Source organism: Lishizhenia sp., assembly GCF_033720595.1.
Taxonomy (GTDB): Bacteria; Bacteroidota; Bacteroidia; order Flavobacteriales_D; family Crocinitomicaceae; genus Lishizhenia.
In genome coordinates this window covers 1-23,193 of sequence record NZ_JAWWCF010000007.1, presented here as the reverse complement: position 1 = coordinate 23,193, position 23,193 = coordinate 1, and the positions used below count along the sequence as shown (strand labels likewise).

The window sequence follows — 23,193 nt, the reverse complement described above, 5'->3', positions numbered from 1 at the left end:
GAGCTGAAACCTGATTTTTTTTCAACTTCAAGATTATTAGAGACTTTCCTTCTCTATTTCCTCAAGAAAATATATATTTAGAGCTTCAAGGATTTTTTTACCTGATACTAATTTAACTACATGAGAATCATAATTGCACTTATAACTTTATTCGTACTACAGACTTCTACGGCCCAAAACTTCCAATCTTTCAGCATTTTTGGAGGGGTAGAACAAAAAGGATTTAGAGACCCAAACTATTACGATAGTCAATATAACCTTAATGCTGAGACTTCAATAACCCTTCCTTCTTTACGCTTCGGAGCAACATATAAACTGGGAGAAAGAATGCAGTTATTCGCGCAGATTAGTAATCAAAAGTTATATGACGTCTATACTATTGCCAATTTTGAAAATGGTTACACTAGTAGTTATTTTTCTTCTCATCAACGCGTATTGGACTTAGGTATTCGCAGGCATAAAAAATACGCACCTCTTGGGGGGTATATTGGTTTAAATCTATTGTATAGTTCAACCAACATTGTATTAACAGATTCGGAGAACTCATCACTCAAAAATCTAGATTTAAGTGGCAATGCGACTAATTTTGGTGTAAAGTTAACCTGGGGGAAAACCAAACTTATAGGAAACAACTTTTTTATTGATTGGGGAATTTCTTACCAATACTACCCTACTTCCGTAAATCTCTTTTCTGAGAATGCAATGGAAGAAAATGAAGGCTCTGAATTTTATAAACAGGAAGGTGATAGAACTGTATTCAAAGATCATTTTAAATCTACAACAGCCAATTATTTAATTGATAGATGTGGAAGAATTGCATTTTACTTCAATATAGGCTTTGCCAGTGTAGGTATTAAATAAAGAAATTTTCAAGATTTTTGGATAAACTCCTTAACCCAGATTTTTGATTACATATACACCCAAAAAAACTTTATGAGATTTTTTCTATTCTGCTCTTTTTCACTATGCATTTTTCTAAGTAATGCACAGCAATTGAAAACGAATACCTTTACAATTGGCATTAATTATAACCCCATTGCCTTCAAAGGTTTCTCTCCTTATTTCACCAACATGCCTGAACAAATGACGGGTCTTTATTACCAGTCAATAAAGGCTCTTAATACTCCTGTATATTCAATAAACTATATCCGTGGAATCACAAAGAAATTAGGTCTAAATATTGGGTTAAATTATTCAGGTTTAAAACATACAGAACTTGAATCTTCCAACAGAGTCGCCACCTATATCTACCATCAATACATAGAATCTACTCGGGTGAAAAATGATTTGGTAAAACTAGATTTCGGAATCAAACGCTTTAAACGCAAAACAGGTCTAGGCCATTACTTTTTATTCAATTTAAGCTACAATTACATTCAATCAAAAATTTATAGAGAACTCTTACTTACTCCTAGTGTTTCCTTCAATGATTACGTCAAAACCTATGATCCTGTTTCTACTCACTCACAAATTTTAGGTGCAGAAATCGGATGGGGCTTTATTCGTGCGATAAGTGACAAGTTAATTTTGGATTATGGTTTTAAACTCAACTTTGAGTTTTTCGCTTTTGGAGGCAGCCAGTTTCAATTTGAAGAAGGAACATACATTAATGAGGGGATTTTAAGTACGAAAAGTAATTTAAACAAATTCAATCAAGACTTCTTACGATACGACATCTTACATTTCTACCTAAAACTAGGACTTCAAAAAAATAATTTATAATGCATAAAGTTCCTTTCCTAATTTTTTTCTCGCTTGTTCTATTTGGATGTAGAGAGGAAATTATCACCCCAAAAACCTACCCAGAATATTACAGGCAAATTGATTATACGATTGAACACGCAGACTATATCTTTAATACTTCACCCATTGCAGCACTGGCTACAGACGGTAATCAACTCGTGTTGGCACATCAATATCAATTCTTCAAAGGTGATTCAGAATATGACGTTAATGTAACTTACCACAGCGTTTCAACTATAAATACAGCGAATGAAATTCAATCTGTAGCACAAGAATATAGGATTTCCCAATATAACGGTTCTGTTTTCACGGATGCTCTTTATCAAAATGGTATTTTCCATCTAATTGGTGGTCTAGAATATGAACATGAGGAGACATTCAATGATAGCAAACTTTACGCCCAGTATATTCCCGCCGAAAACTTGGTTAAAGCCAATTATAAATTCATTGTTTCAAACAATAAATACTTAAGGAATTTCGTGACTTCAGAGAATAATGTATATGCCATCGGTGTAGAAGGTTCACAACAATTTTCCTATGAGAATGTAATCAATGGAGGTAGCAACAATCCTTTTAACGGGATTACTACCAATGTCAATAAGATTAGAAATTTCAATAACACCTTATTTGTAATCGACCGTGAAGGGCAATTGTATTACAAAACCAATGGTGCAGGCAGTTGGACAGCCATGAATCAGGGCATGGATGATTTATTCGTAGATGTCGTAGAGTACCAAGGAGAAATCATTGCCTTAGGAGAACTTGATATTAATGGAGAAATTAATCACATCGTTCGTTTGAATACAAGTGCTAATAGCTTTAGTCCTTATTTATCCGGTAAAATTCCATACATACAAAACCTAGAATATTTCGCGAATGTTAATTTAGCTTCTTCATCCTTTAACAACCATAATATATCTCCAAGGTTTGAAGTTATCAACGGGGAATTATTTATCTACGGATCTTTTGTTACCAATACAGTTATGGATGAAGCGAATGCTACAAGTGAAAGTTATTATTTCAGAGATTTATTAATGCATTTAGAAGAAGATGAATTCAAGATCTTGTTAAGGACTACTGATGCAATTAGAGATCTAGAATATTTCAATGAAAAATATTATTTATTGGCAACGGGTGGGGGAAGTCTTTTAAGTTTTCAATTGGATAAATAATTTATACCACTCAAATTTCACATAAAATATCTCTCAATGCTGAACGGGTAAAGTTAATATCCCCAATTTATAGCTAGACACATTAAAAATGATGAAACCAACAAGTTTTTGAACACTTCACTCCTTTATAATCTGAAGTTCAAAACCATTGAAATGTATGAGGTATATGGTTGTAACAAAAGAAAGAAACATGATATTAAAAATCAAGCTATTTATTTTACTATCCATAGTGATTCCTATAAGCTATGGGCAAGAAGTTAAAAAATCAGTACATATAAATTTTTGGAGTATAGAACTCAACCAAAATTTTAATTTACCTTTTCTTTCTAAAATAAATCAAAGTCAGATATACTCTATTTTTTGGAAAAAGCTCTTAATTGCAAATACAAAATCACCAATAATTCTTAACGATATATCGTGTATTCAAGATAGTTCTATTACACTACCTGGAATACGATTAAATTATCATAGGCACACCAATAAACGATTGGGGCTAAATTTTTCCTTAGGGTATCAAAAACTCCCATCAAATAGTATTACCCAGTCTGCTTTAACACAAATAGATGGTTATTATTATCAAGGACCTGATATCATCCAACTCAATCCAAACTTCTTTCATTTCGGTTTAGGTTTCAGATTTGGGTTCAAACGTATACCTTTTAACACAGCGCTAACCCTTGGATTACAGTACAGTTTAGTTCACTCAAAAATTAATAGAACAATAGATTTTAAAGACGAGAACAGACGAATTATTTATAACGAAACAGGTAGCTTTAGACAGGGTTCAATTGTATTTAAACTCGGTTTGGGCAAACGTTATATTGTAAAAGAAAAACACTTTATGGAAGTTGGTGCGAGAATTAATTTTCTCGCCGACAAAAACAATTTACAGGAAGAAGCTGAAAGGTGGTTGATACCACAGAATTCCGGTGACTACAGTATTCGAAAGATGAATCCCTTAGCTTTTAATTACGCCTCACACTATTTTTTAAAAAACAATCTGAATTATGAAATTTATTTCTCCTTTGGTTTATTCAACATCCGCTTTAAGTAAAGTCCTTTCTGTTTTAACACTTATTTTACTCAGTAGTGCCTGCACGAAAGAAATAGACGTTGAATCGACGATTACAAAGGAAGTAATAAGTCCTTATGCTAAAGATTGGGAGATTATATATCTTCCCGACAGTCTTCCCAATACTCATCACAAAATTCATGCTCCCATTGTATTAGAAAACATACTCATGTATGTGTACGAAGATAACTTTAACCAACAAGCCAACCTATACTTTGTTGATAAGGAATTTAATCCAGCTAAAATCAACTCAGACATTCAATTGTCCTATTGGCAATACGCCGCTGGGGTTCTAAAACACGATGGTCTTTATTACGTTTACGGAAATTTTGAGTTCAAAGACATTCAAAATGGTAACAACTATAAAAATTTACTCATTTACAACCCTATCAACAAAACAATAACCGGAGCAAGTTTACCACACAACAGAAATATTAAAGAGCTCACAGAAATGAATGGTGAAGTAGTTATTCTCGCTACCAATAGTTCTGGCCAAATCTTGGTTGATTATCTTAATCCCAATATAACTCCCAACGGTGAATTTCCAAATTCACAACCGGGTTCTCAAATTAGAAAAGTCACAGAGCATAACGCTAATTTTTTCGTTATAGATATTAATTATGAGTTAATGCAAGTTGATTTTAGCAACCAGGCTAACCACTCCTGGAATACCTTAAACTTTAATGGAACAAATAAATTTTATCAATTTATTAAATACAAGGATAAAATTCTAGCTTCGGGTTCATTTAACGATGGGGCTTTTCGTTTGGCAGAAATCGATTATGAAAACAATCAATTAATTCCAATTGGAAATAATTCGAACAAAATAGGTTTCAACTCACTAACTTATCCTGGTGATGGCAGACCCAAGTATGAAGTTTACGACGATGTTATACTGTTTAGTAGTTACACCCTAGAAGAAACTATTAGTGGTGTTTCTTCTTCCTATGGAAAGTATATAGAATTCGACGGTAATTCATTTCATGTTTACACAGGAAACCCTAATTTTAATTACGTTATTAAATGGGAGGATACCTATTTGGGGTTTGGGCAACAAATTAGAATTGCCAAACGTAAATAATTTCTTCTCGTTTGTGAGTCACAAGCTTGTCATCTTCTAAAAAAACTTATCTTTGTACCTCAGCTTTAGGGGTATCCTTATTTATTAAGGATTGAGACAAACCCTCAGAACTTGATGCGGTTAATACCGACGAAAGGAAAAGCATGGACATCTCCTCTTTTGGGCATCCCCTCTTTTTCTGTACAAGCTGATTTTAATTTGTTTTGCTTATCTTAAGCAAACTTTATTTTAAACGTAGAAGTTTACGCCATGAAGGTAAAATTCAACAATGCTGAAATAGAAACAAAGGCTCAAAACATTCAAGATTTTTTAGCCGAAAGAAACATGGATAATAAAACGGGAATTGCCGTGGCATTAAACAGTTCTATTGTTGCTAAATCAAATTGGGCGACCCAAAATATTAATGAACAAGATAGTATTATGGTAATCACTGCGACGGCGGGTGGTTAGCATAAAATAAACAATAAAGCATAGGAAATATGAAGAGAGAAGCAGTACCTACTACTGATGAAAAGATTTCTAGAGATCCTTTCCCAGCATCAAAAAAGATATACGTAAAAGGTGAAATTCACGACATCAAAGTTGCGATGCGTGAGATAGAGTTAACAGACTCTAAACCTATGTTTGCTGACGGAGAATTTAAGAAAGAAAGTAACGAAGCAGTTACAGTTTACGATACATCAGGACCTTACACTGATCCTAATGTAGAAATCGATATTAAAAAAGGTTTACCGCGTTTACGCCAAGAATGGATTTTAAAGAGAGGTGACGTTGAAGAGTTATCAGAAATTTCTTCTGACTACGGAAAAGAGCGTTTGAACGACCCTTCATTAGACCACTTGCGTTTTGAGCATTTGAAAAAACCGTTACGTGCAAAAGCAGGTAAAAATGTTACACAGTTGCACTATGCCAAACAAGGTATCATCACACCAGAAATGGAATACATTGCCATTCGTGAGAACCAACGTATTGATGAAGCAACAGAAATAGCAAAACAACACCCAGGAAATAGTTTCGGAGCGAATACTCCACAAGGAAAAATTACTCCAGAATTTGTACGTGATGAGATCGCTGCAGGTAGAGCTATTATTCCAAACAACATTAACCACCCTGAGAGTGAGCCAATGATCATTGGTAGAAACTTCTTGGTGAAAATCAATGCCAACATTGGTAACTCTGCAGTTTCTTCTACCATTGAAGAAGAAGTAGAAAAAGCAGTTTGGGCATGTAGATGGGGTGCTGATAACATCATGGACCTTTCTACAGGAAAGAACATCCACGAAACAAGAGAATGGATTTTAAGAAACTCTCCAGTTCCAATCGGAACCGTTCCAATTTACCAAGCTTTGGAAAAAGTAAATGGTAAAGCAGAAGATTTAACGTGGGAGATCTTTAGAGACACTTTGATTGAACAAGCGGAACAAGGGGTAGATTACTTTACGATTCACGCAGGTGTACTTTTACGTTACGTTCCTATGACGGCAAACCGTGTTACAGGTATCGTTTCTAGAGGTGGTTCTATCATGGCGAAATGGTGTTTAGCTCACCACAAAGAAAACTTCTTGTACACACACTTCGAAGAGATTTGTGAAATTATGAAGGCCTATGACGTTGCTTTCTCTTTAGGAGATGGATTACGTCCAGGTTCTATAGCTGATGCAAATGATGCTGCTCAGTTTGGTGAGTTAGAAACATTGGGTGAATTGACAAAAATTGCTTGGAAACACGACGTTCAGACTATGATTGAAGGTCCTGGTCACGTGCCAATGCACATGATTAAAGAAAACATGGACAAGCAATTGAAAGAGTGTCATGAAGCTCCTTTCTACACATTAGGGCCACTAACTACTGACATTGCTCCAGGTTACGACCACATTACTTCAGGTATTGGTGCAGCAATGATTGGTTGGTTTGGATGTGCGATGTTGTGTTACGTAACGCCAAAAGAGCACTTAGGTTTACCGAACAAGAAAGATGTGAAAGACGGTGTGATTACTTACAAATTAGCGGCACACGCTGCAGATTTAGCGAAAGGTCACCCAGGAGCACAGCACAGAGATAATGCACTTTCTAAAGCGCGTTTCGAATTTAGATGGGAAGATCAGTTCAACTTATCTTTAGATCCAGACACAGCAAGAGAATACCACGATGAAACATTGCCTTCTGACAATGCTAAGGTGGCGCACTTCTGCTCTATGTGTGGACCCAACTTCTGTTCTATGAAGATTTCTCAAGATGTAAGAGATTACGCAAAGGAAAACGGAATTTCAGAAGATGAAGCTTTACAGAAAGGTATGGAAGAAAAGTCAAAACAATTCCACGAAAAAGGTGGTGACTTGTACTTAGAACCAGAAAAATTAGTGTAAGCTAATACTTTAAGAAAATATCAAACGCCGCATAGCTTTATGCGGCGTTTTTTGATTTACTTTCTATTTTTATACTATGCTCGTCCTCTTCACTCCAGAACAAGATCATCCCCAAGAAATGGAGATTGTATGTGCTCTATTTGAGGCAGGGTTGGAACGTTTGCACCTGCGTAAACCAGGGGCTACAAAGAACGACTATAAAGCCTATTTGAACGCAATCCCTACAGAACACCTTCACAGGGTTTATATCCATCAATATCACGACTTAAAAGAGGAATTTCCAACAATTCATTTGCACCTTAGAAATCAAGATCTACCCAATGAACATTTTAAAGCCAAAACAACGGGAGCACACAGCGTTGAAGAAGCTTTGGAAAAGCTAAAAAGTTTTGAGGAGGTGTATTTAAGTCCGGTTTTTCCATCAATTTCTAAAGACGGATACAAGCGTAAAGAGAACTTATCTATCCAACATTTAGACACGAATTTGCGTCAGAGAATAATCGCTTTGGGAGGAATTCATCCTGAAAACCTGAGCAATGCAAAAGAGTTTGGCTTTCATCATTTTGCTGTTTTGGGTTGTATTTGGCAGTCAGCACATCCTTTACAAAGCTTTAAACAGCTCCAAAATACACTTTAACTTTTCTTCACAAAAACCGCAGTAACTAAAGGGTAGCATAAGGGTCTTATGGAAAACATAAATTATGCAATCTTTAAAATTCCTAGTAGCCTTTTTATTTTTCGGGTTTGGTGCACATGCCCAGAACATGAACAATTCCATGGCACACAACAGGCTAAGTTCATTTAATGTAGCACACGCCGGTTTAGATGGTGGTCAAATTAACTACAGTGCTGTTCTCAATTCAAAATACGGTAGCAACAGTTCCCTACTCTTTGAAACCCGTTTGGGAAAAAGTAATTTTAGTCTTTCTGGTCAATTTGAAAATTCTGAGAACTTCTTTTATGCCCATCATCGTAAGGAAATTGGTTTAAGCTACCAGGCCAAACTCAATAACGGTCACAGTTTAAATTTCGGTGTGGGTTATGGCAAAGCCAGCACCTCTTATTCATACATTTCGAACCTAAACAACTATAATTCCTCTACGAGAAGCTTACATACCACGCGTTTTGGCGCTCTCTATGCAGGCAAGCGTTTTAAAGTAGGTGCTGAATATGGTTTGAGGTTTGAAGAATACGGTACGGACCGACATCAGCTCATCAACCTCTTGTATCAACAAACCATCATTGACAGAGACCAATTCAAACTTACTACGAACTTAGTGTTATCGAATTATTCGAGCTCTTTGGAAGCAAATCTCTTGTTTAACAACAAATACTCACTAACCGCAGGATACGACGCACGCAGAGGTTTTTACATGGGTGCAGGCTATAAATTCACCGAGAAACTCGAGGTAAACATGAGTTTAGGAGGATTCCCTGGTACACCACAAAGAACTTCCTTACAATTCGGAATTAAACTCGCTTTGTAAAACCGCTAGGGATAGCAATGGCAGCGCCCGAGAAGTGTACTTTAGTAAGCATGTGCTAAAAGACTACGACCAAAGGAAGTAGACTTGAAGTGCAATGCGACTTAAGTGCACTTTTTGGGACTATAATGGATAGCCCCACCTCCTCAATTTCATGGAGGAGGGAGCGGCCTAAGCACCTTTTAAAACGTGCTCAAGGGCTTGCGGTAATTCTTTGTATTTAAAGGTAAAACCTTTAGCCTTGACCTTTTCATTTGAAGCCTGAATTCCTTCTAACACCATTGTAGACATTTCTCCTAGGACAAGCTTCAATACGAATCCTGGAACGTTGGGTAGAACCAAGGGTTTATGTAGGACTTTTGCCAATTTCTCGGTAAAATCTTTATTGGTATTTGCATTGGCTATGGCATTATAGGTACCCGACAACTCTTGCTGGATGACATGACCAAACATACGTGTTAAATCGGTGATCGTAATCCAAGGCATCCATTGTTTTCCACTTCCCAAGGGTGAACCCACATACAGTTTAATTGGTTTTGCAATTGTTGCTAGCGCTCCTCCAGTTGGTGTTAAAACAACAGAAGTCCTGAGTTTAGCTACTTTACAAATCGATTGAAACAAATCTGCGCTTTTCTCCCATTCTTTTACAATGTGAGACAGGAAATCATCGCCGTAAGCATCTTCTTCTTTATATACCTTATCGTAATTATTTAAGGGGTAACAATTAATTCCAGATGCAGAGATGTACTGTTCTAAGGTATTACTGTGCTGAAAAACACTAAAGAGAAATTGTGTAGGTACAACCCGAGATGATAACAATTCTTTTTTACGCGCTTCTGTCCATCGGCTATCGGCAATACCTTGACCCGATAGGTTAATTAGTACCTGCGTACCTTCAATAGCATTAGCGTCTATTTTTTTCAGGGATGGGTTCCAATAATAGTAATTGGGGTCTGATTTCTCCTTACGCGAAAGGACATAAACTTGATGCCCTTCTTTTCTTAAATAATCTTGAAGAGCTTGACCTACCAAACCACTCCCACCAGCAATAACTATCTTTTTTCCCATATTCTTTAAAACGATTAGAACGGCGTCTTGTTCGTTCTACAAGATAGGATTAAGGAAAATTAAAGTGTGTTATTTATTGGTTAAAAAATAGGCGTCCGTTGTACCATTCTTTATCGATAGTTGCGCCAATTTTTTCGTAGAATTTAATTGCGGGTGTATTCCAGTCTAGCACTTGCCAATCCATGCGACGTACTTTGCGCTCTTTGGCAACATCTACCACCTTTTGGAAGAGTTGTACACCAATTCCTTTTCTTCGGTGCTCTTCTGTAATACAAATATCTTCGAGGTAAATACATGCGCCATTCCAAGTAGAATAATTGGTGTAGAAAATAGCGTAGGCAATAATATCTCCTTGATATTCTACCACAAATGATTCACACACTTTGCGCTCAAAAATGTCTATGGCTAATTGTTCTGGAGTATTGAAAACGGCATCTGGTTCGTTCTCGTATACTGCTAATTCAACAATCAGGCGATGAATTCCTGTCTCATCACCTGGTTGTGCTCTTCTAATATTATAATCCACCTAAGTTAAATCTTAATCTTAATCCTGTACTCATGTTACCTGTTGGGTAAGAAGTAGCAACTCTTGGATCTGTAATCGTTTGATCGTAGTAGTAAGATACCGTTACGTTTTGTCCGAATTGGTAATCTGCAGAAGCAGAAATCTTCACTACTTTTTGTCCGGCCGTTGCTTGCGTCTCATCCAATACGATGTTTCTAATTACTGTAAAGTTATCTCTGATTGAGAAGTCAAACCTCACATTCACATCTGAAGATTGCACACGCTTACCACCAAACTTCAATGGCAATTGAACATCGCTAAACTTGTACCCTGAACCAATAATGATTTCATTTCCTAAAGTCTCAGTAATTTGATTATTCGCCAATGAAAGTGAAGCTGATCTATCTTTGTTGATTTCAAATCGCGTTAACAATCCGTTTTTACCAATTTTCCAGGTAGCATCAAATCCAATTAATGGAGAGAAACTTTCCATCAAACTTACGTTCTGAATTTGCTTCGCAGAAATGAAGTTATTCTTTAAATCTCGTGATGTTGGAGATCCGTTTACGATATCAGCATTCAAGTTCGTTTGCATTCCTGTTACGGCAACCGTTGAAGAATATCCATGACGAATTGTGAAGTTACGCACATGTTTTTTCATGAACTTGTATTTCGACAGTCCATTATAGGTAACATTCCAATTTGGTAATGGAATATTACGGATAGGGTTAACATTTTTATCGTTGATACTTCTTCCTGAATATGCCGTTAAGAAGGCTCCAATAACAACATCTTGCTGTCCGCCAAAGTAACCATCATAGTAACCTGCAGAATCTACTGATGAATTTGGATTCCCCTCTCCTAGCAGTTGCGAGACTAACAATCTATCCTCTCTCATTTTATCGAAAGTGTAAGAGTATTTCTCGTCATACAAATCATTAAATGCCGTTCCGATAGAAATCGTAGAATACGTCAATGTATTGCTTGTAAACCTACCTTGAGGAGAGAACACACCTGAAGAATCTGCTCTGTAGAATTCCGATTGGTTTTCCGTAAAACTTCTGTTCATGGTTAAATCTATCTTCACGTCTTTCAACGGCTCTAAACTCATTCTACCTGTAATGGTTTGCGAATGTGTTATCGTATGCGGAGAATTCAACATTGGATTATTTACCAACCAACCATTGGCTTCTGCCGTAGGTGCCAGTAAAAAGCCATTGCTACGACCCCAGATATCTCTTTGTTGTTTACCCACTAAGAAACCGGCCATTGGCGCTGAATAATTTTCAGAGAAACCTAATATTCTTGTTTCTTGGTTGTACCCCGGTAATAAACTACCATCGTTCAAGGTATAAGATCCTGAAATCGTTCTTACACTCATTAAACCTCTTACCAAGAATCCTGTAACTGGATGGAAATCTTGGTTAAACTTCTCTTGGTTTTCTTCTATTCTTTCTTCTTTACGCTTTTCACGTTCTTGTTCCTTCTCCCATTTTTTCAATTCTCGCGGCGTCATATTTGCCGTGTCAGCTACCTTAAGTTGAGACGGACGTTTTGGTCCTACCCCACCACGGATACTTCTTCTTGGAGATCTCGCTGAGCTACCACCTGAATTCACTTTTTTGAACAACTCTACTTTGTTGTACAGCGTATTCAAGTTCATTTGTGTAGTGATATTTATGTTACGCGAATTCTGAATCGTATTTCCAAAGTCTTCTTGTCCCAGTAATGAACGTTGCCATTCATATCCTCCCGTGTAACGAACATTCGTATTCATGAAATCCAATACCGGAATTTGATCCAGCGGTAATTTATAGGTGAAATCAAAGTCATGATTATAACGCATGGTCTTACCTAAAGTATTCATCTGCGAACGAATAGAATCTCTAAACTGCTGGTACAAACCTGGTGCTTCTTGCCTGTCTACCTGACCCTCTGGCTCATCGAAAATTGAATTGTTATTGGCTGTAATATTAAACTTCAAGTTTTTGGTAATATCATAACGCATGTTATACCTTCTTTGCCACGTGAAGTTCTTCAAGTAGATAGGTTGAAACTCGAAAGTTGTACCCAAGTTGTTTCTAATTTTACGTTCGTTGTAAGAACGCATTAAATCGTTTTGGAAACCTATACTTTTTGGTCCTAAATAGAAATGTGCATCTCTAATAATTCTCAACCAATCTGACTTATTCAAGAAACTTACATTCTTCAAAGGCTCAATAAGCAAAGGTGTACCCGAATAGGTATAATTCAATCCACCTCTGTAGATGTTTGTTCTATCGTACTCTGTATTAAAGTCTCTTAGTAATTGTTCACTCTGGGCATACGACAAAGAAAAGTTCTCAATATCCCACAAGTGAACGTCTTTACCGGGTTTTCTTTCTTTCCTTACATTGGTAAAGTTGAAAGATTTGGTCAAACTATAATCCTGTCCTTTTCTGGCTCTTTCTTTACGTTCGTTAACGCTATATTCACTCAACTTAATATCTGGGTTGAATGGATCAAATTCTGGCGTAACAACTCCTAAAGAATAAGAGTAATAGAAAGGAACCGAAATTCTAGCTTTCTTACCTAAGAATTGACCTAACTGTGCATTGGTAGAGAAGTCAAATGAATACTGTGTATTTCGTTGACGTTCAGAAACACTTGCGTCTATAGCTCCCCAGTTTGTTCCACTGTAAGTCCCCGCAACGTTTACGTTAGCGAAATCCGCCAACTGCATTTGCACTTGAGCCAAGGCTGCAGATCCTCCTGAGCTATTAAAGTCAGACAAACGCAACTCATTCACCCAAATCTCAGCACATTTTGCGAAACCATCGTCATTCCATGGGTGATCCGCGTTTTGCCTTGGATTACGCACACCTATCATCAAGGTACGCATACCTTGTAAGTTAGGGTTACCCTTCACCTTAATGAGTTTGGTAGCATCATTCGGGTCTGGTACTACATATTCTACTGTTTTAGAAATTGAACTACCTGGAACATCTGCCAAGTTGTTTCTTTCTTTTTTAGCTTGCAGTAAATCTTCGAATACGATTTCTATGTTATTCTCTTCTGGCCAAACCTGTAAAGGAGAGGCACTTTGGTTAAAAGCTGTAACTTTTAGAGGGATTTCGTACTCGTAATAGTTTTCATCGAAATCTGTACCCATACGAATGAAGACGGTTAAATCATCATCATTCAACGGAGCTTGGAATTGATCTCCCTCGGCGTGCACAAACATCTTCAGCTTTTCGTAGTTCCTCACGTCAAACTCTACATTCCTGTACGCTGCTCTGGCATCACCATCTTCTAATTCACATACCTCAAGGGTAAGTGCTTGTTCGTTTAATTGACGTTGGTATGTTTGTGATGGGTCTATCTCTCTTGAGATGCCCGGAGGCGTTACATAAGGAATAGGTAAACGCTGATCGTGTTGTTCAATATTTACCGCACCAATATTGAAGTTGGTAGCATTTGGATCTACCTGCACTCCATCTCCCGGAGCCTTAAGATCTTCTGTATACCTTCTCCATTCTCCTCTAATAAATTCTAATTTGGCAAACCTTAAAATTGTACGTTCGTTAAAGTTCGTCATGAACATACGCATGAAACGTATAGACCTGAAATCTGTAATTCCGTTGATTACATCATCTGGGTTTTTCACTGGAATTCTAAACTGGTACCATTTTCTAGTACGGTTTCCATCTTGGTAAGATCTTTCATTAATAATGTAGTTCTTACCTACTTGCATATCATTCTGACGCAAAGAAACTTTGTACTGGAAATATGCTTCAGACTCCCCTAAATTGTTGTCTGCATTGATATCTTCAATATCTGGAGTAATAGAATATAAGGTTGGATATCCGTCTGCATTTTGGGCCGCATACATTTCTGGAGTAGGTGAATTTCCTTCGTGTTTATTGAAGTTTTTATACCTATCCAAAATGTCTAATTGCTGTGCATCATAAGCATCATCTCTGTGGAAGTTGTAATTATCGTTAGAGATATCACTCAATAATTCAGTTTTAACTGCTGCCGGTAAATTGGAAGAATTGATCCAATTCACATAACTCGCATAAGCGGATTTTTCTTGATCGTCGTTCCATCCATCCAAACCTAAATCTTGGAATTCTCTATAAGCTGTGTTCGGATCAAAGGCGTTAACAATTACTTGAGAAGAAGACAATCTTGACCAGTTCGTGGTATCTATATTATTTGTATTTACAGCATCTGGTGTAGGTAATCCACTTTCGTATCCTTTTCTTGAATCCGGTAAAATATCTTCTGATATATTCCCTAAGTTGAAATATAAATCACCACCACTGTGCGGAGTATTTGGATCAAAATCTTCTTGATCTTTACAGAAAGGATCCATCATCCAGAATTGGATGTACTCAATATTTGTTTGCTCAAAGTTTGTCGTGGTTAAAGCACGCATGATACCTGCCCAACGTTCCTCAGGATTGGTGAAATCACCATTCTGGTCTACAGTATTGGTCGTATCATAGTTGTACATCCCTCTTTCCTTAGGATAATACGCTAAATTCATCACCGTAAGGTTAGGAATAGAACCAATCGGTAAATTCAAATTAGGGAACAATTGACCCTGAGAAACCACACACGTTAAATCGTTCTCAATCAACTCTGGGTTTTGCACAATGTGATCAGGCGTTTGGTTATCAGAACGATAATAAAGCGGTTCAATAGCATACCAAGCCATGTGGGCTCTACCGTAACCAGCCGCCAAATTATCTTTTAAAGATGCTTCTGGGAATAAAGCATTTTGTCCCTGAGGAATAGAGGCCAACTTCCAGGTTGTGTAATTACTTTTCAAATCAATTGTCGACTGAGACCCTTCGAAATCATCAACGTATGAAATACCTTGTCGCGTTACCGCTCTCGGCGTTCCTGGAATTAAGTGGGCTGCTTCTGCTGTAACGTTGATTGTAGATTTAGCTTTCGTTGAAATCACAGGCAATAAATCCACCAATTTTGTAAGTAATGGAACTTCCCTTCTTAAGGCCAAATCTACCCCTATTACATTATTTCTAAACGGCTCGTCTCCATAATCTACCTTTTGAGTAATGGGTTTTTCAGTCATCATCATCCACGTAGCTCCTAAGTTAAAATCAGGATCGAACATATAGTTGGCATGACCTCCCATTAAAGTTTTGGATTGGAAACCAAAAACGGATTGACTTTCAATATCAATTTGAATAGGTGTATTCGACTCTAACACCCCTGTATTTAATATTTTAACTCTACCTAAGTTATAATCCACGGTAAAATCTTGCCCCTCAACCAAACGAATTCCTCCTGCTGTTACCGTTACTGCCCCTTCTGGCACGTTTAAGGCATTCAATGGAATATCAGAGGAAACGGAAGATTTGTACTCTCCTTTAAAGAGGAATCTGTTTTTACTTGGAATCTGTTCTGCTGCGATTTGAGTACTGTCGTATAATTCTTCAAAAACAACATTGTCTATCACTACCTGAGCAATACCTTCATCTTCCATCTCTTTTCGAATGGTCTTTCCGAAAGGTTCTATGGTGGAGAAGTAAATTCTACCATTACGGGTATTGATTGTACCTCCATTCACCGCCATGTTATTGGTGAAATTAATCGGCACAAAGTCAAAGACCCCATCCTGTTGTGCACGGTTGTTTTGATTCAACCTATCCATCCCAATCACGTCTACCAACTGTCTGTCGTCTATTTGAGGCAAAAAGTTAATCGGTAAAGATGTTTCTGGGTTGTTGTAGAAAACATTCAGTTTAAATCCATCTTGACTCACTTGGTAAGCACCAATAGAATAAACGTTTTTCATCATCAAATCCCATAATTTGTTTCGAGGATTCGTAATGGTTGGTTTCAATAATTTCAAGATTAAAGCATCCTGACCTTCTACACCATCGGTTGAGAATTCACCCACTTGGTATACTCTGTCTCCATAGGTATACTCGTAAGCAACGGCCAATACTTCATCAGAATTCAAGGGTATGTTCACAGAGATATACCCTAACTGCGCATTGTAAGTAAATTCGTTTGTCGTTAATTTTCTTGCATTCTCAACTTTCTCATATTCCATGGCTTGGTTAAATGGCCCTGGAGCAGTTACTTGATTTGAAAGTGTTACCACAGCATTGTTGAAAGAACGAATAGCTGCATTGCCCGACGCCCACTCATAAAGAGCATTGGCTTCGTTATCCGGCAAGGCTTGGTTTTGGGTATTTCCGTATCCCGGAGCTCCTTCCCAGTTTTCTTGTTGTCCTTCCCCTAAATCGGTGAAGGCTAAAATATTTCTTGTATTGTCTACTGTATTCTGACGGTTGGTTACCCAAACTTCAATACGTGTAATGTTTACGATAGAATTAATCACAGGTACAGTCGCCAATGCTTCGTCGTAGTGATTTCTATGGTAATAGTTTAAGAAGTAGTGACGGTTGGCCTCGTAGTTATCTGCCTTCAATTCAAACTTCTTGATTTGCGCACCACCTTCTATATTAATCGTTTGCTTTTGACCTTTAGAGGATGCTGCAATGGCATCAACCGTTAAACGACCAAATTTCATTCTTGTTTTTACCCCAAACAAGGTTTGTGAACCTTGAATTAATGAAGTATTCAAAGGCATAGAAACGTTACCCGCCTCTAATTTTTGAATGATCTGATCTTCGTCTCCTGTGTATTCTAATTTGGTAACATTATCAAATTGAAACTGTGCTTCGGTATTGTAAGATGCACCCAACTTCATTCTATCCCCAATCTGTCCTACCAAGTTCAACTGAATACGTTGTTGGAAGTCAAAACGCACTAAAGTTCTTTGACGTTCTAGTAATACTGGATTGTCATAACGAGAAGCAGCAACCCCAAAAGAAAGTTCTACTGCCCCTTGTGGACGAATATTAATTTCATCTGAACCAAAAACATTGGCAAAACCTGGACTTTCAATTTTAATAGGAATCTCTAAGGGTTGTCCTTGTTGGTTTTGATTTTCAACCTTTTCTTTCCAGTAGTCGCGCATTTCTTTTTGGCGCTCATACTCGATGTATTCCTCCAAGGTCATCATAGAAGGATTTCTGTAATCCAAATCACCCATTTTCTCACGGAAAACATATTTTCCAGTTACGGGATCATACTCTATAATCAATTCTACATTCGAAGGATCCCCTAAATCAAAACTTTGAGGATTATTTTGAGTAGGATCAATTGGGTTCTCAATTTCGTACTGTAGCTCAATACTGTCTGGATGCGTTTGCGCTCTTGAGGCGTGCGATCCGAACAATACTATAACAATACCAATTAAGGCAAATTTTAGAAAGGTAAATCTATTTCTCACAGTTAATAATCAGCTTAAAGTATTTTTAATGAGAGCTTAATTAACTCCTCAACACTTTCCTCACCGGTCGATACTTTATCCAACGCTTTTTCAGCAGCTTTCTTATCGAAACCTAATGAGACTAATGCAGTTAACGCTTCAAAGCGCTTCGTATTGTTCTCAACAAAAATATTATCCGAAGAAAATTCGAATTTGGCCATTTTATCCTTGAGGTCAACGATTACACGTTGAGCTGTTTTGGCACCTATACCTTTTACACTTTTAATGGTGTTTACATCCTCACTTACGATGGCCTGAGCAATATCAGAAGGAAGCAAAGATGACAACATTATCATCGCCGTGTTCGGTCCTATCCCCGAAACAGAAATTAGATGATTGAACATTTCTCTCTCATCCGTTGTAGCAAATCCATATAAGATTTGAGCATCCTCTCTTACCACAAATTGGGTAAAAATTTTGATGGCTTCCTCACTTTTGATGGCTGAAAAAGTATTCAATGAAATTTTCACTTCATATCCTATCCCACCACACTCAATAATGAGGTTGGTGGGGTTCTTTTCTACTAATTTCCCGTTCAGGTGTGTAATCATAATTATTTGTTTTGGGCGTCAACAACGGCAACTTTCACCATGTTCACTATTTCTCTTACAGACGAACCAAGTTGTAAAACGTGTATAGATTTTTTCAAACCTACTAAAACAGGACCTATAGCCTCTGCTTCTGTCATTTCCTGCATTAATTTATAAGCAATGTTACCTGCCGATAAATTTGGGAAAATCAACGTGTTTACTTCTTTGTTGGCTAAATCTGAGAAAGAGAATTTCTCCATTTTCAATTCATTGTTCAAAGCAAAATTGGCTTGTATCTCTCCATCCACAGAAAGTGTTGGGTATTTTTCGTGAATGATACGTGTAGCTTCAGCCATCTTGTTAGAATCCTTACCTGGCGCAGAACCAAAGTTAGAGTAAGACAATAAGGCGATACGCGGGTGTACTTTCAGTTTTCTAATTGTACGCGCCACGTTATCTGTGATGTCTGCAATTTCCTCTGCTGTTGGATCAAAGTTTACAGTAGTATCGGCCAAGAAAAGAGGTCCTTTCTTCGTCATTAAAATGTACATACCTGCAACCTTACTTACGTCTTCTTGTGTTCCAACCACTTTCAACGCTGGTTTTAATACATCAGCATATCTACGTGTAGCACCAGAAACCATCGCATCAGCCTGACCACTTTCCACCATCATAGAACCAAAGTAGTTACGCTCACGCATGATTTGAATTGCTTCAAATTCTGTATATCCTTTACGTTTTCTCTTTTCAAAGAATTTCAATCCAAACTCTTTACGACGCTTATTTTCTTCGTCTGCCTTAGGGTCGATAATCTCAACTTCAGGGAATTCCATGCTGTATTCATGGATCATTTCCTCTATCTTATCTTTTCTACCTAATAATATTGGGAAGGCAACACCTTCTTCGTAGGCCGTTTGCGCCGCTTTTAAGATCTTGTAGTTATCTGCCTCGGCAAACACCACACGTTTTGGATTACGCTCTGCTTTATCGGTAATGTTTCTTACCAATTTATTATCCAATCCTAAACGCTTCTTCAATTCTGACTCGTATGCGTCCCAATCTTCAATGGGTTCTTTTGCAATACCAGAATCCATTGCTGCCTTAGCAACTGCTGGCGCAACGTAGTAAATTAAACGAGGGTCTAATGGTTTTGGAATGAATTGGTCTCTACCGAAAACGATACTCTTCTCACCGTATGCCTCACTTACCTCATCCGGAACCGACTCCTTTGCTAAGGAAGCAATTGCATGAACAGCTGCCAATTTCATTTCTTCATTAATACCCGTTGCTCTAACATCTAAAGCTCCCCTAAAAATGAAAGGGAAACCTAATACATTGTTCACTTGGTTAGGATGGTCAGAACGTCCTGTCGCCATGATTAAATCTTCTCTTACAGACATTGCCTCTTTGTAAGGAATCTCTGGTTCAGGATTCGCCAATGCAAATACGATAGGATCATTCGCCATAGATTTCACCATATCTTTCGATATTACTCCACCTCTAGACAATCCTAAGAATACATCTGCACCCTTCATTGCCTCAGCGATATCCATATCGAAATCATGTACGGCAAAATGCGCTTTGTTCCCCGTTAATCCTTCGCGCTTTTTAGACAACAAACCTTTGCTGTCAAACATGTGAATATTGTTAATATCTGCCCCTAAAGCACAGTATAATTTCGCACAAGACATTGCAGAAGCACCTGCTCCAGAAACAACAATTTTCACTTCATTGATTTCTTTCCCAGCTAACTCCAAAGCATTCAACAAGGCCGCACTAGAAATAATTGCTGTACCGTGTTGATCATCGTGCATAATAGGAATATCTAATTCCTCTTTTAATCTTCTTTCTATTTCAAAGGCTTCTGGAGCCTTAATATCTTCTAAGTTAATCCCTCCAAAAGTTGGAGCAATCGCTTTAACTGTCTGAATGAATTTTTCAGGATCTGTTTCGTCTACTTCGATATCAAATACATCAATATCCGCAAAGATTTTAAACAACAATCCTTTTCCTTCCATCACTGGCTTTGAGGCTTCAGGACCTATATCTCCCAAACCTAAAACTGCAGTACCATTGGAAATTACTGCTACAAGGTTTCCCTTGCTTGTATATTTATATGCGTCTTCTTTGTTTTCTGCAATTCTCAAACAAGGCTCTGCAACCCCTGGAGAGTACGCTAACGATAAATCGCGTTGTGATGAATAAGGTTTAGTTGGAATCACCTCTATCTTCCCTGGCTTCCCCATTGAATGATAGTCTAATGCATCTTGTTTTTTTATCTTAGCCATGTGTTTTTTTCTTTCTAATGTAAGCGCCTAAAATTAACAAAATAGCTGAGAGATTACCAGTCGTACTGCAGGTATATTTAATTTAAACACATTCATGCGCTAGGGTTATTTTTAGAAATGATAAAATCCTTTACATAAGCTTCCAAGGAAAGTTCTTAACTTTAAATCAGAAAGCAATGGTCATGACAAATTCTACACAAGCACAGGCACGAGAAGTATTAAAAAATTTCATAGGCGAATTTGGCATGCTCACCCCTCAAGAAACCCAATTGATCTTAGACAACTCCACCCTCAAGCTGTTTAAAAAAGGGGAGTTTTTACTGAAAGAAGGACAAGTTTCGCAACATTGTTATTTTGTTCTTGAGGGAACTATTCGCGAATACCATCTTCAAGAAGGCGAGGAGAAAACAACGGCATTTTACACAGAATACGATCCTGTAAATGCTTTCTCAAGCGCTTTAGAACAAAGTCCTGCACAGCAAAACCTCATTGCCGCAGAAGATACCTGGGTCACCGTTGGAAGCCAAAGTATAGAATTGGCCATGTGTCAACAAATTCCTAGATTAGAACACATCATTCGAAAAGAAGTTGAAAAAAACACAGGCAAACTACAGCGAGAATTTGCCCAATTTATAGCATCGAGTCCGGCACAACGCTATCAAAACTTATTGGTTCAAAAGCCCGAATTGTTTCAACGCGTCCCCCAACATCAAATTGCTAGTTATCTCGGTATTACCCCTGAATCTTTAAGTAGATTAAGAAAAAGGCTACTCGAAAAAGAAGAAAAATAAACATGAAACATTTAGTAGTATTAAGCGGAGCGGGCATGAGCGCAGAAAGCGGACTAGGGACATTTAGAGACGCAGGCGGATTATGGGAACAATATAAAATTGAGGAAGTTGCCACTCCGGAGGCTTGGGCTAAAAACCCTGAGCTGGTTACCGAGTTTTACAATATGCGCAGGAAGCAATGTATGGAATGTAACCCGAACGAAGGCCATCACATCTTAGCTGAACTTGAAAACGATTTTAAAGTAAGTGTAATCACTCAAAACATAGACAACCTTCACGAAAGAGCGGGAAGTACTAATGTACTGCACCTGCATGGCGAAATCATGAAGGTAAAAAGCAGTGGACCCAAACAGGAAGAAACCTATTACGATTGGCACAAAGCAGAGGTAAAACAAAGCGATGTATGTCCTGACGGCTACCCTTTACGCCCTCATGTAGTGTGGTTTGGAGAAGCGGTTCCTGCCCTAGACCAAGCTGCAGATATAGTAAGCACGGCCGATTTGTTTTTAGTTGTAGGTACCTCTCTGCAAGTTTACCCGGCCGCGAGTTTAGTGCACTACAACCCACTGGGTACTCCAAGTTACCTCATCGATCCTCACGCCGATGAGTTCCGCCTATCTCAATTTAAACAAATAGCCAAACCTGTAACTGAAGGTATGGCTATATTTAAAGAAATAATCAGCAAAAGTTAGCCATTAGAAACACCTTCCTCCTGCTTTCTTCTAATGGTAAATTTAAAATGTTGAATTGTTGCGATGATAGCTCCTGTTACCACCCCCATGATCAAAGCTCCAATAACACTTTGAAACATATAACTTTCCAAGTTAAAAAAAGCTTCCGCCTCTTCTATGGTATTATAATACCCCATTTCAACTGAAAGGGGAATCACATTTTTAAAGTAATTTGGAGTAATATAAACAGAGGTAATATATTGCGAAAGAGGTGAAAGGATAGCCACAACCACAGAAATTTTTACAGCCGTTAAAAATGCTTGTATAAAATTAATACTTCCGTTATACACCTTGATTCGTTTTTCCTTCATCGCCAAAACAAAAACAAGTATTGCTGGAATGGCAAACAAATTGGTCAACCACATATGTTTATCCAAATGTTCATCGTGCCATCCTAAAGCCTTTTCCATAACCATCCAAAGCAAGGCTACAAGGGTAAATATCACACCCCACCTAATTTCTAAATTCCAATTTTTCATAGTAGCAGTAGTTTTCTGGCAAATTAGAAATTAAATTTAATAAAACACTGCGTTCACAACAAAGTGTAGGAAAGAACCGAAAAGCAGCCATGATTTAAACAAAAAAAGCCGCAACAATATATGCTGCGGCTTTCTTCAATAATAGTGATAATTATAACGTTCCTCTATTTGCTTGTTCTCTTTCGATAGACTCGAACAAAGCTTTGAAGTTACCTGCTCCAAATCCACGAGCACCCATTCTTTGGATGATTTCGAAGAACAAAGTTGGTCTATCTTCAACTGGTTTTGTAAAGATCTGTAATAAGTACCCTTCCTCATCAGCATCAACCATGATAGATAACTCTTGCAACTTAGAAATATCTTCTTTCATCATATCTCTGTGTTCTCCTAAACGCTCAGGAATCATATCGTAGTATGCTTGTGGGGGTGGTGGTAAGAACTCAACTCCACGTGCTTTCAACTGACTCACTGTTTCAATGATATCATCTGTCGCTACCGCGATGTGCTGAACACCTGCTCCTTCGTA

The 23,193-nt window shown here is 37.7% G+C and carries 18 protein-coding genes and 1 riboswitch; of the genes, 11 read left to right on the top strand and 7 right to left on the bottom strand.

Annotated elements, in window-relative coordinates; translation table 11 throughout:
- Positions 1–120: 120 nt before the first annotated feature.
- The 9 genes from R3333_RS01215 to R3333_RS01175 all read left to right on the top strand — a co-directional run bounded on the left by R3333_RS01215 (position 121) and on the right by R3333_RS01175 (position 8,921).
- On the top strand, positions 121–861 hold the full coding sequence (locus tag R3333_RS01215) for a hypothetical protein (protein ID WP_318956750.1): 741 nt from the start codon (positions 121–123) through the stop codon (positions 859–861).
- 72 nt (positions 862–933) lie between these two features.
- Positions 934–1,722 (top strand): hypothetical protein, encoded by a 789-nt coding sequence (locus tag R3333_RS01210; RefSeq protein ID WP_318956749.1) that lies wholly within the window; start codon positions 934–936, stop codon positions 1,720–1,722.
- Positions 1,722–2,915 carry a hypothetical protein gene (locus R3333_RS01205; RefSeq protein ID WP_318956748.1) on the top strand — a complete coding sequence of 398 codons (1,194 nt, stop codon included), beginning with the start codon at positions 1,722–1,724 and terminating at the stop codon, positions 2,913–2,915. Before R3333_RS01210 ends, R3333_RS01205 begins: the two co-directional genes overlap by 1 nt.
- A gap of 190 nt (positions 2,916–3,105) precedes the next feature.
- The gene (locus R3333_RS01200) at positions 3,106–3,969 is read left to right on the top strand and encodes a hypothetical protein (RefSeq protein WP_318956747.1); all 864 of its coding nucleotides are present in this window, start codon (positions 3,106–3,108) and stop codon (positions 3,967–3,969) included.
- Complete coding sequence (locus R3333_RS01195) at positions 3,923–5,068, top strand: hypothetical protein (protein ID WP_318956746.1); 1,146 nt, start codon at positions 3,923–3,925, stop codon at positions 5,066–5,068. The genes R3333_RS01200 and R3333_RS01195 overlap by 47 nt, the downstream gene beginning before the upstream one ends.
- Before the next feature lie 57 nt (positions 5,069–5,125).
- Positions 5,126–5,223, top strand: a riboswitch (TPP riboswitch).
- Between the two features lie 94 nt (positions 5,224–5,317).
- Entirely contained in the window at positions 5,318–5,518 is a 201-nt protein-coding gene (thiS, locus tag R3333_RS01190; RefSeq protein ID WP_318956745.1) for a sulfur carrier protein ThiS, read from the top strand.
- A gap of 29 nt (positions 5,519–5,547) precedes the next feature.
- Positions 5,548–7,434, top strand: a complete 1,887-nt coding sequence (thiC, locus tag R3333_RS01185; protein WP_318956744.1) for a phosphomethylpyrimidine synthase ThiC — start codon at positions 5,548–5,550, stop codon at positions 7,432–7,434.
- A gap of 76 nt (positions 7,435–7,510) precedes the next feature.
- The gene (locus R3333_RS01180) at positions 7,511–8,071 is read left to right on the top strand and encodes a thiamine phosphate synthase (protein ID WP_318956743.1); all 561 of its coding nucleotides are present in this window, start codon (positions 7,511–7,513) and stop codon (positions 8,069–8,071) included.
- Between the two features lie 64 nt (positions 8,072–8,135).
- Positions 8,136–8,921, top strand: a complete 786-nt coding sequence (locus R3333_RS01175) for a type IX secretion system membrane protein PorP/SprF (RefSeq protein WP_318956742.1) — start codon at positions 8,136–8,138, stop codon at positions 8,919–8,921.
- Between the two features lie 168 nt (positions 8,922–9,089).
- Here R3333_RS01175 and R3333_RS01170 read toward each other — a convergent pair whose 3' ends face one another.
- The 5 genes from R3333_RS01170 to R3333_RS01150 form a co-directional block, all read right to left on the bottom strand.
- Entirely contained in the window at positions 9,090–9,986 is an 897-nt protein-coding gene (locus tag R3333_RS01170) for a TIGR01777 family oxidoreductase (protein WP_318956741.1), read from the bottom strand.
- A 73-nt stretch (positions 9,987–10,059) separates the two neighbouring features.
- Entirely contained in the window at positions 10,060–10,512 is a 453-nt protein-coding gene (locus R3333_RS01165) for a GNAT family N-acetyltransferase (protein ID WP_318956740.1), read from the bottom strand.
- Complete coding sequence (gene sprA, locus R3333_RS01160) at positions 10,502–17,809, bottom strand: cell surface protein SprA (RefSeq protein ID WP_318956739.1); 7,308 nt, start codon at positions 17,807–17,809, stop codon at positions 10,502–10,504. Before sprA ends, R3333_RS01165 begins: the two co-directional genes overlap by 11 nt.
- A 14-nt stretch (positions 17,810–17,823) precedes the next feature.
- A complete protein-coding gene (ruvA, locus tag R3333_RS01155; protein WP_318956738.1) occupies positions 17,824–18,399 on the bottom strand; it encodes a Holliday junction branch migration protein RuvA in 576 nt (191 codons plus the stop codon).
- 2 nt (positions 18,400–18,401) lie between these two features.
- Positions 18,402–20,666, bottom strand: coding sequence for an NADP-dependent malic enzyme (locus R3333_RS01150; protein ID WP_318956737.1), 2,265 nt, complete (start codon positions 20,664–20,666; stop codon positions 18,402–18,404).
- 182 nt (positions 20,667–20,848) lie between these two features.
- On the opposite strand from R3333_RS01150, the gene R3333_RS01145 reads away from it, so the two are divergent.
- Both R3333_RS01145 and R3333_RS01140 read left to right on the top strand, forming a co-directional pair.
- The gene (locus R3333_RS01145; protein WP_318956736.1) at positions 20,849–21,457 is read left to right on the top strand and encodes a Crp/Fnr family transcriptional regulator; all 609 of its coding nucleotides are present in this window, start codon (positions 20,849–20,851) and stop codon (positions 21,455–21,457) included.
- A 2-nt stretch (positions 21,458–21,459) separates the two neighbouring features.
- Entirely contained in the window at positions 21,460–22,149 is a 690-nt protein-coding gene (locus R3333_RS01140; RefSeq protein WP_318956735.1) for an NAD-dependent deacylase, read from the top strand.
- Here R3333_RS01140 and R3333_RS01135 read toward each other — a convergent pair.
- Positions 22,146–22,667 (bottom strand): DUF4199 domain-containing protein, encoded by a 522-nt coding sequence (locus tag R3333_RS01135; protein WP_318956734.1) that lies wholly within the window; start codon positions 22,665–22,667, stop codon positions 22,146–22,148. The genes R3333_RS01140 and R3333_RS01135 overlap by 4 nt on opposite strands.
- A gap of 151 nt (positions 22,668–22,818) precedes the next feature.
- Positions 22,819–23,193 (bottom strand): VOC family protein (locus R3333_RS01130; protein ID WP_318956733.1); only part of this gene is annotated, 375 nt, incomplete at its 5' end.

Bases quoted from the DNA above. Each gene is read 5' to 3' on its own strand.
- ruvA (WP_318956738.1), bottom strand. From the start codon at position 18,399: ATGATTACACACCTGAACGGGAAATTAGTAGAAAAGAACCCCACCAAC.
- R3333_RS01210 (WP_318956749.1), top strand. From the start codon at position 934: ATGAGATTTTTTCTATTCTGCTCTTTTTCACTATGCATTTTTCTAAGT.
- R3333_RS01175 (WP_318956742.1), top strand. From the start codon at position 8,136: ATGCAATCTTTAAAATTCCTAGTAGCCTTTTTATTTTTCGGGTTTGGT.
- R3333_RS01140 (WP_318956735.1), top strand. From the start codon at position 21,460: ATGAAACATTTAGTAGTATTAAGCGGAGCGGGCATGAGCGCAGAAAGC.
- R3333_RS01170 (WP_318956741.1), bottom strand. From the start codon at position 9,986: ATGGGAAAAAAGATAGTTATTGCTGGTGGGAGTGGTTTGGTAGGTCAA.
- R3333_RS01200 (WP_318956747.1), top strand. From the start codon at position 3,106: ATGATATTAAAAATCAAGCTATTTATTTTACTATCCATAGTGATTCCT.
- R3333_RS01215 (WP_318956750.1), top strand. From the start codon at position 121: ATGAGAATCATAATTGCACTTATAACTTTATTCGTACTACAGACTTCT.
- R3333_RS01135 (WP_318956734.1), bottom strand. From the start codon at position 22,667: ATGAAAAATTGGAATTTAGAAATTAGGTGGGGTGTGATATTTACCCTT.
- thiS (WP_318956745.1), top strand. From the start codon at position 5,318: ATGAAGGTAAAATTCAACAATGCTGAAATAGAAACAAAGGCTCAAAAC.
- thiC (WP_318956744.1), top strand. From the start codon at position 5,548: ATGAAGAGAGAAGCAGTACCTACTACTGATGAAAAGATTTCTAGAGAT.
- R3333_RS01205 (WP_318956748.1), top strand. From the start codon at position 1,722: ATGCATAAAGTTCCTTTCCTAATTTTTTTCTCGCTTGTTCTATTTGGA.
- R3333_RS01195 (WP_318956746.1), top strand. From the start codon at position 3,923: ATGAAATTTATTTCTCCTTTGGTTTATTCAACATCCGCTTTAAGTAAA.
- R3333_RS01145 (WP_318956736.1), top strand. From the start codon at position 20,849: ATGACAAATTCTACACAAGCACAGGCACGAGAAGTATTAAAAAATTTC.
- R3333_RS01150 (WP_318956737.1), bottom strand. From the start codon at position 20,666: ATGGCTAAGATAAAAAAACAAGATGCATTAGACTATCATTCAATGGGG.
- R3333_RS01180 (WP_318956743.1), top strand. From the start codon at position 7,511: ATGCTCGTCCTCTTCACTCCAGAACAAGATCATCCCCAAGAAATGGAG.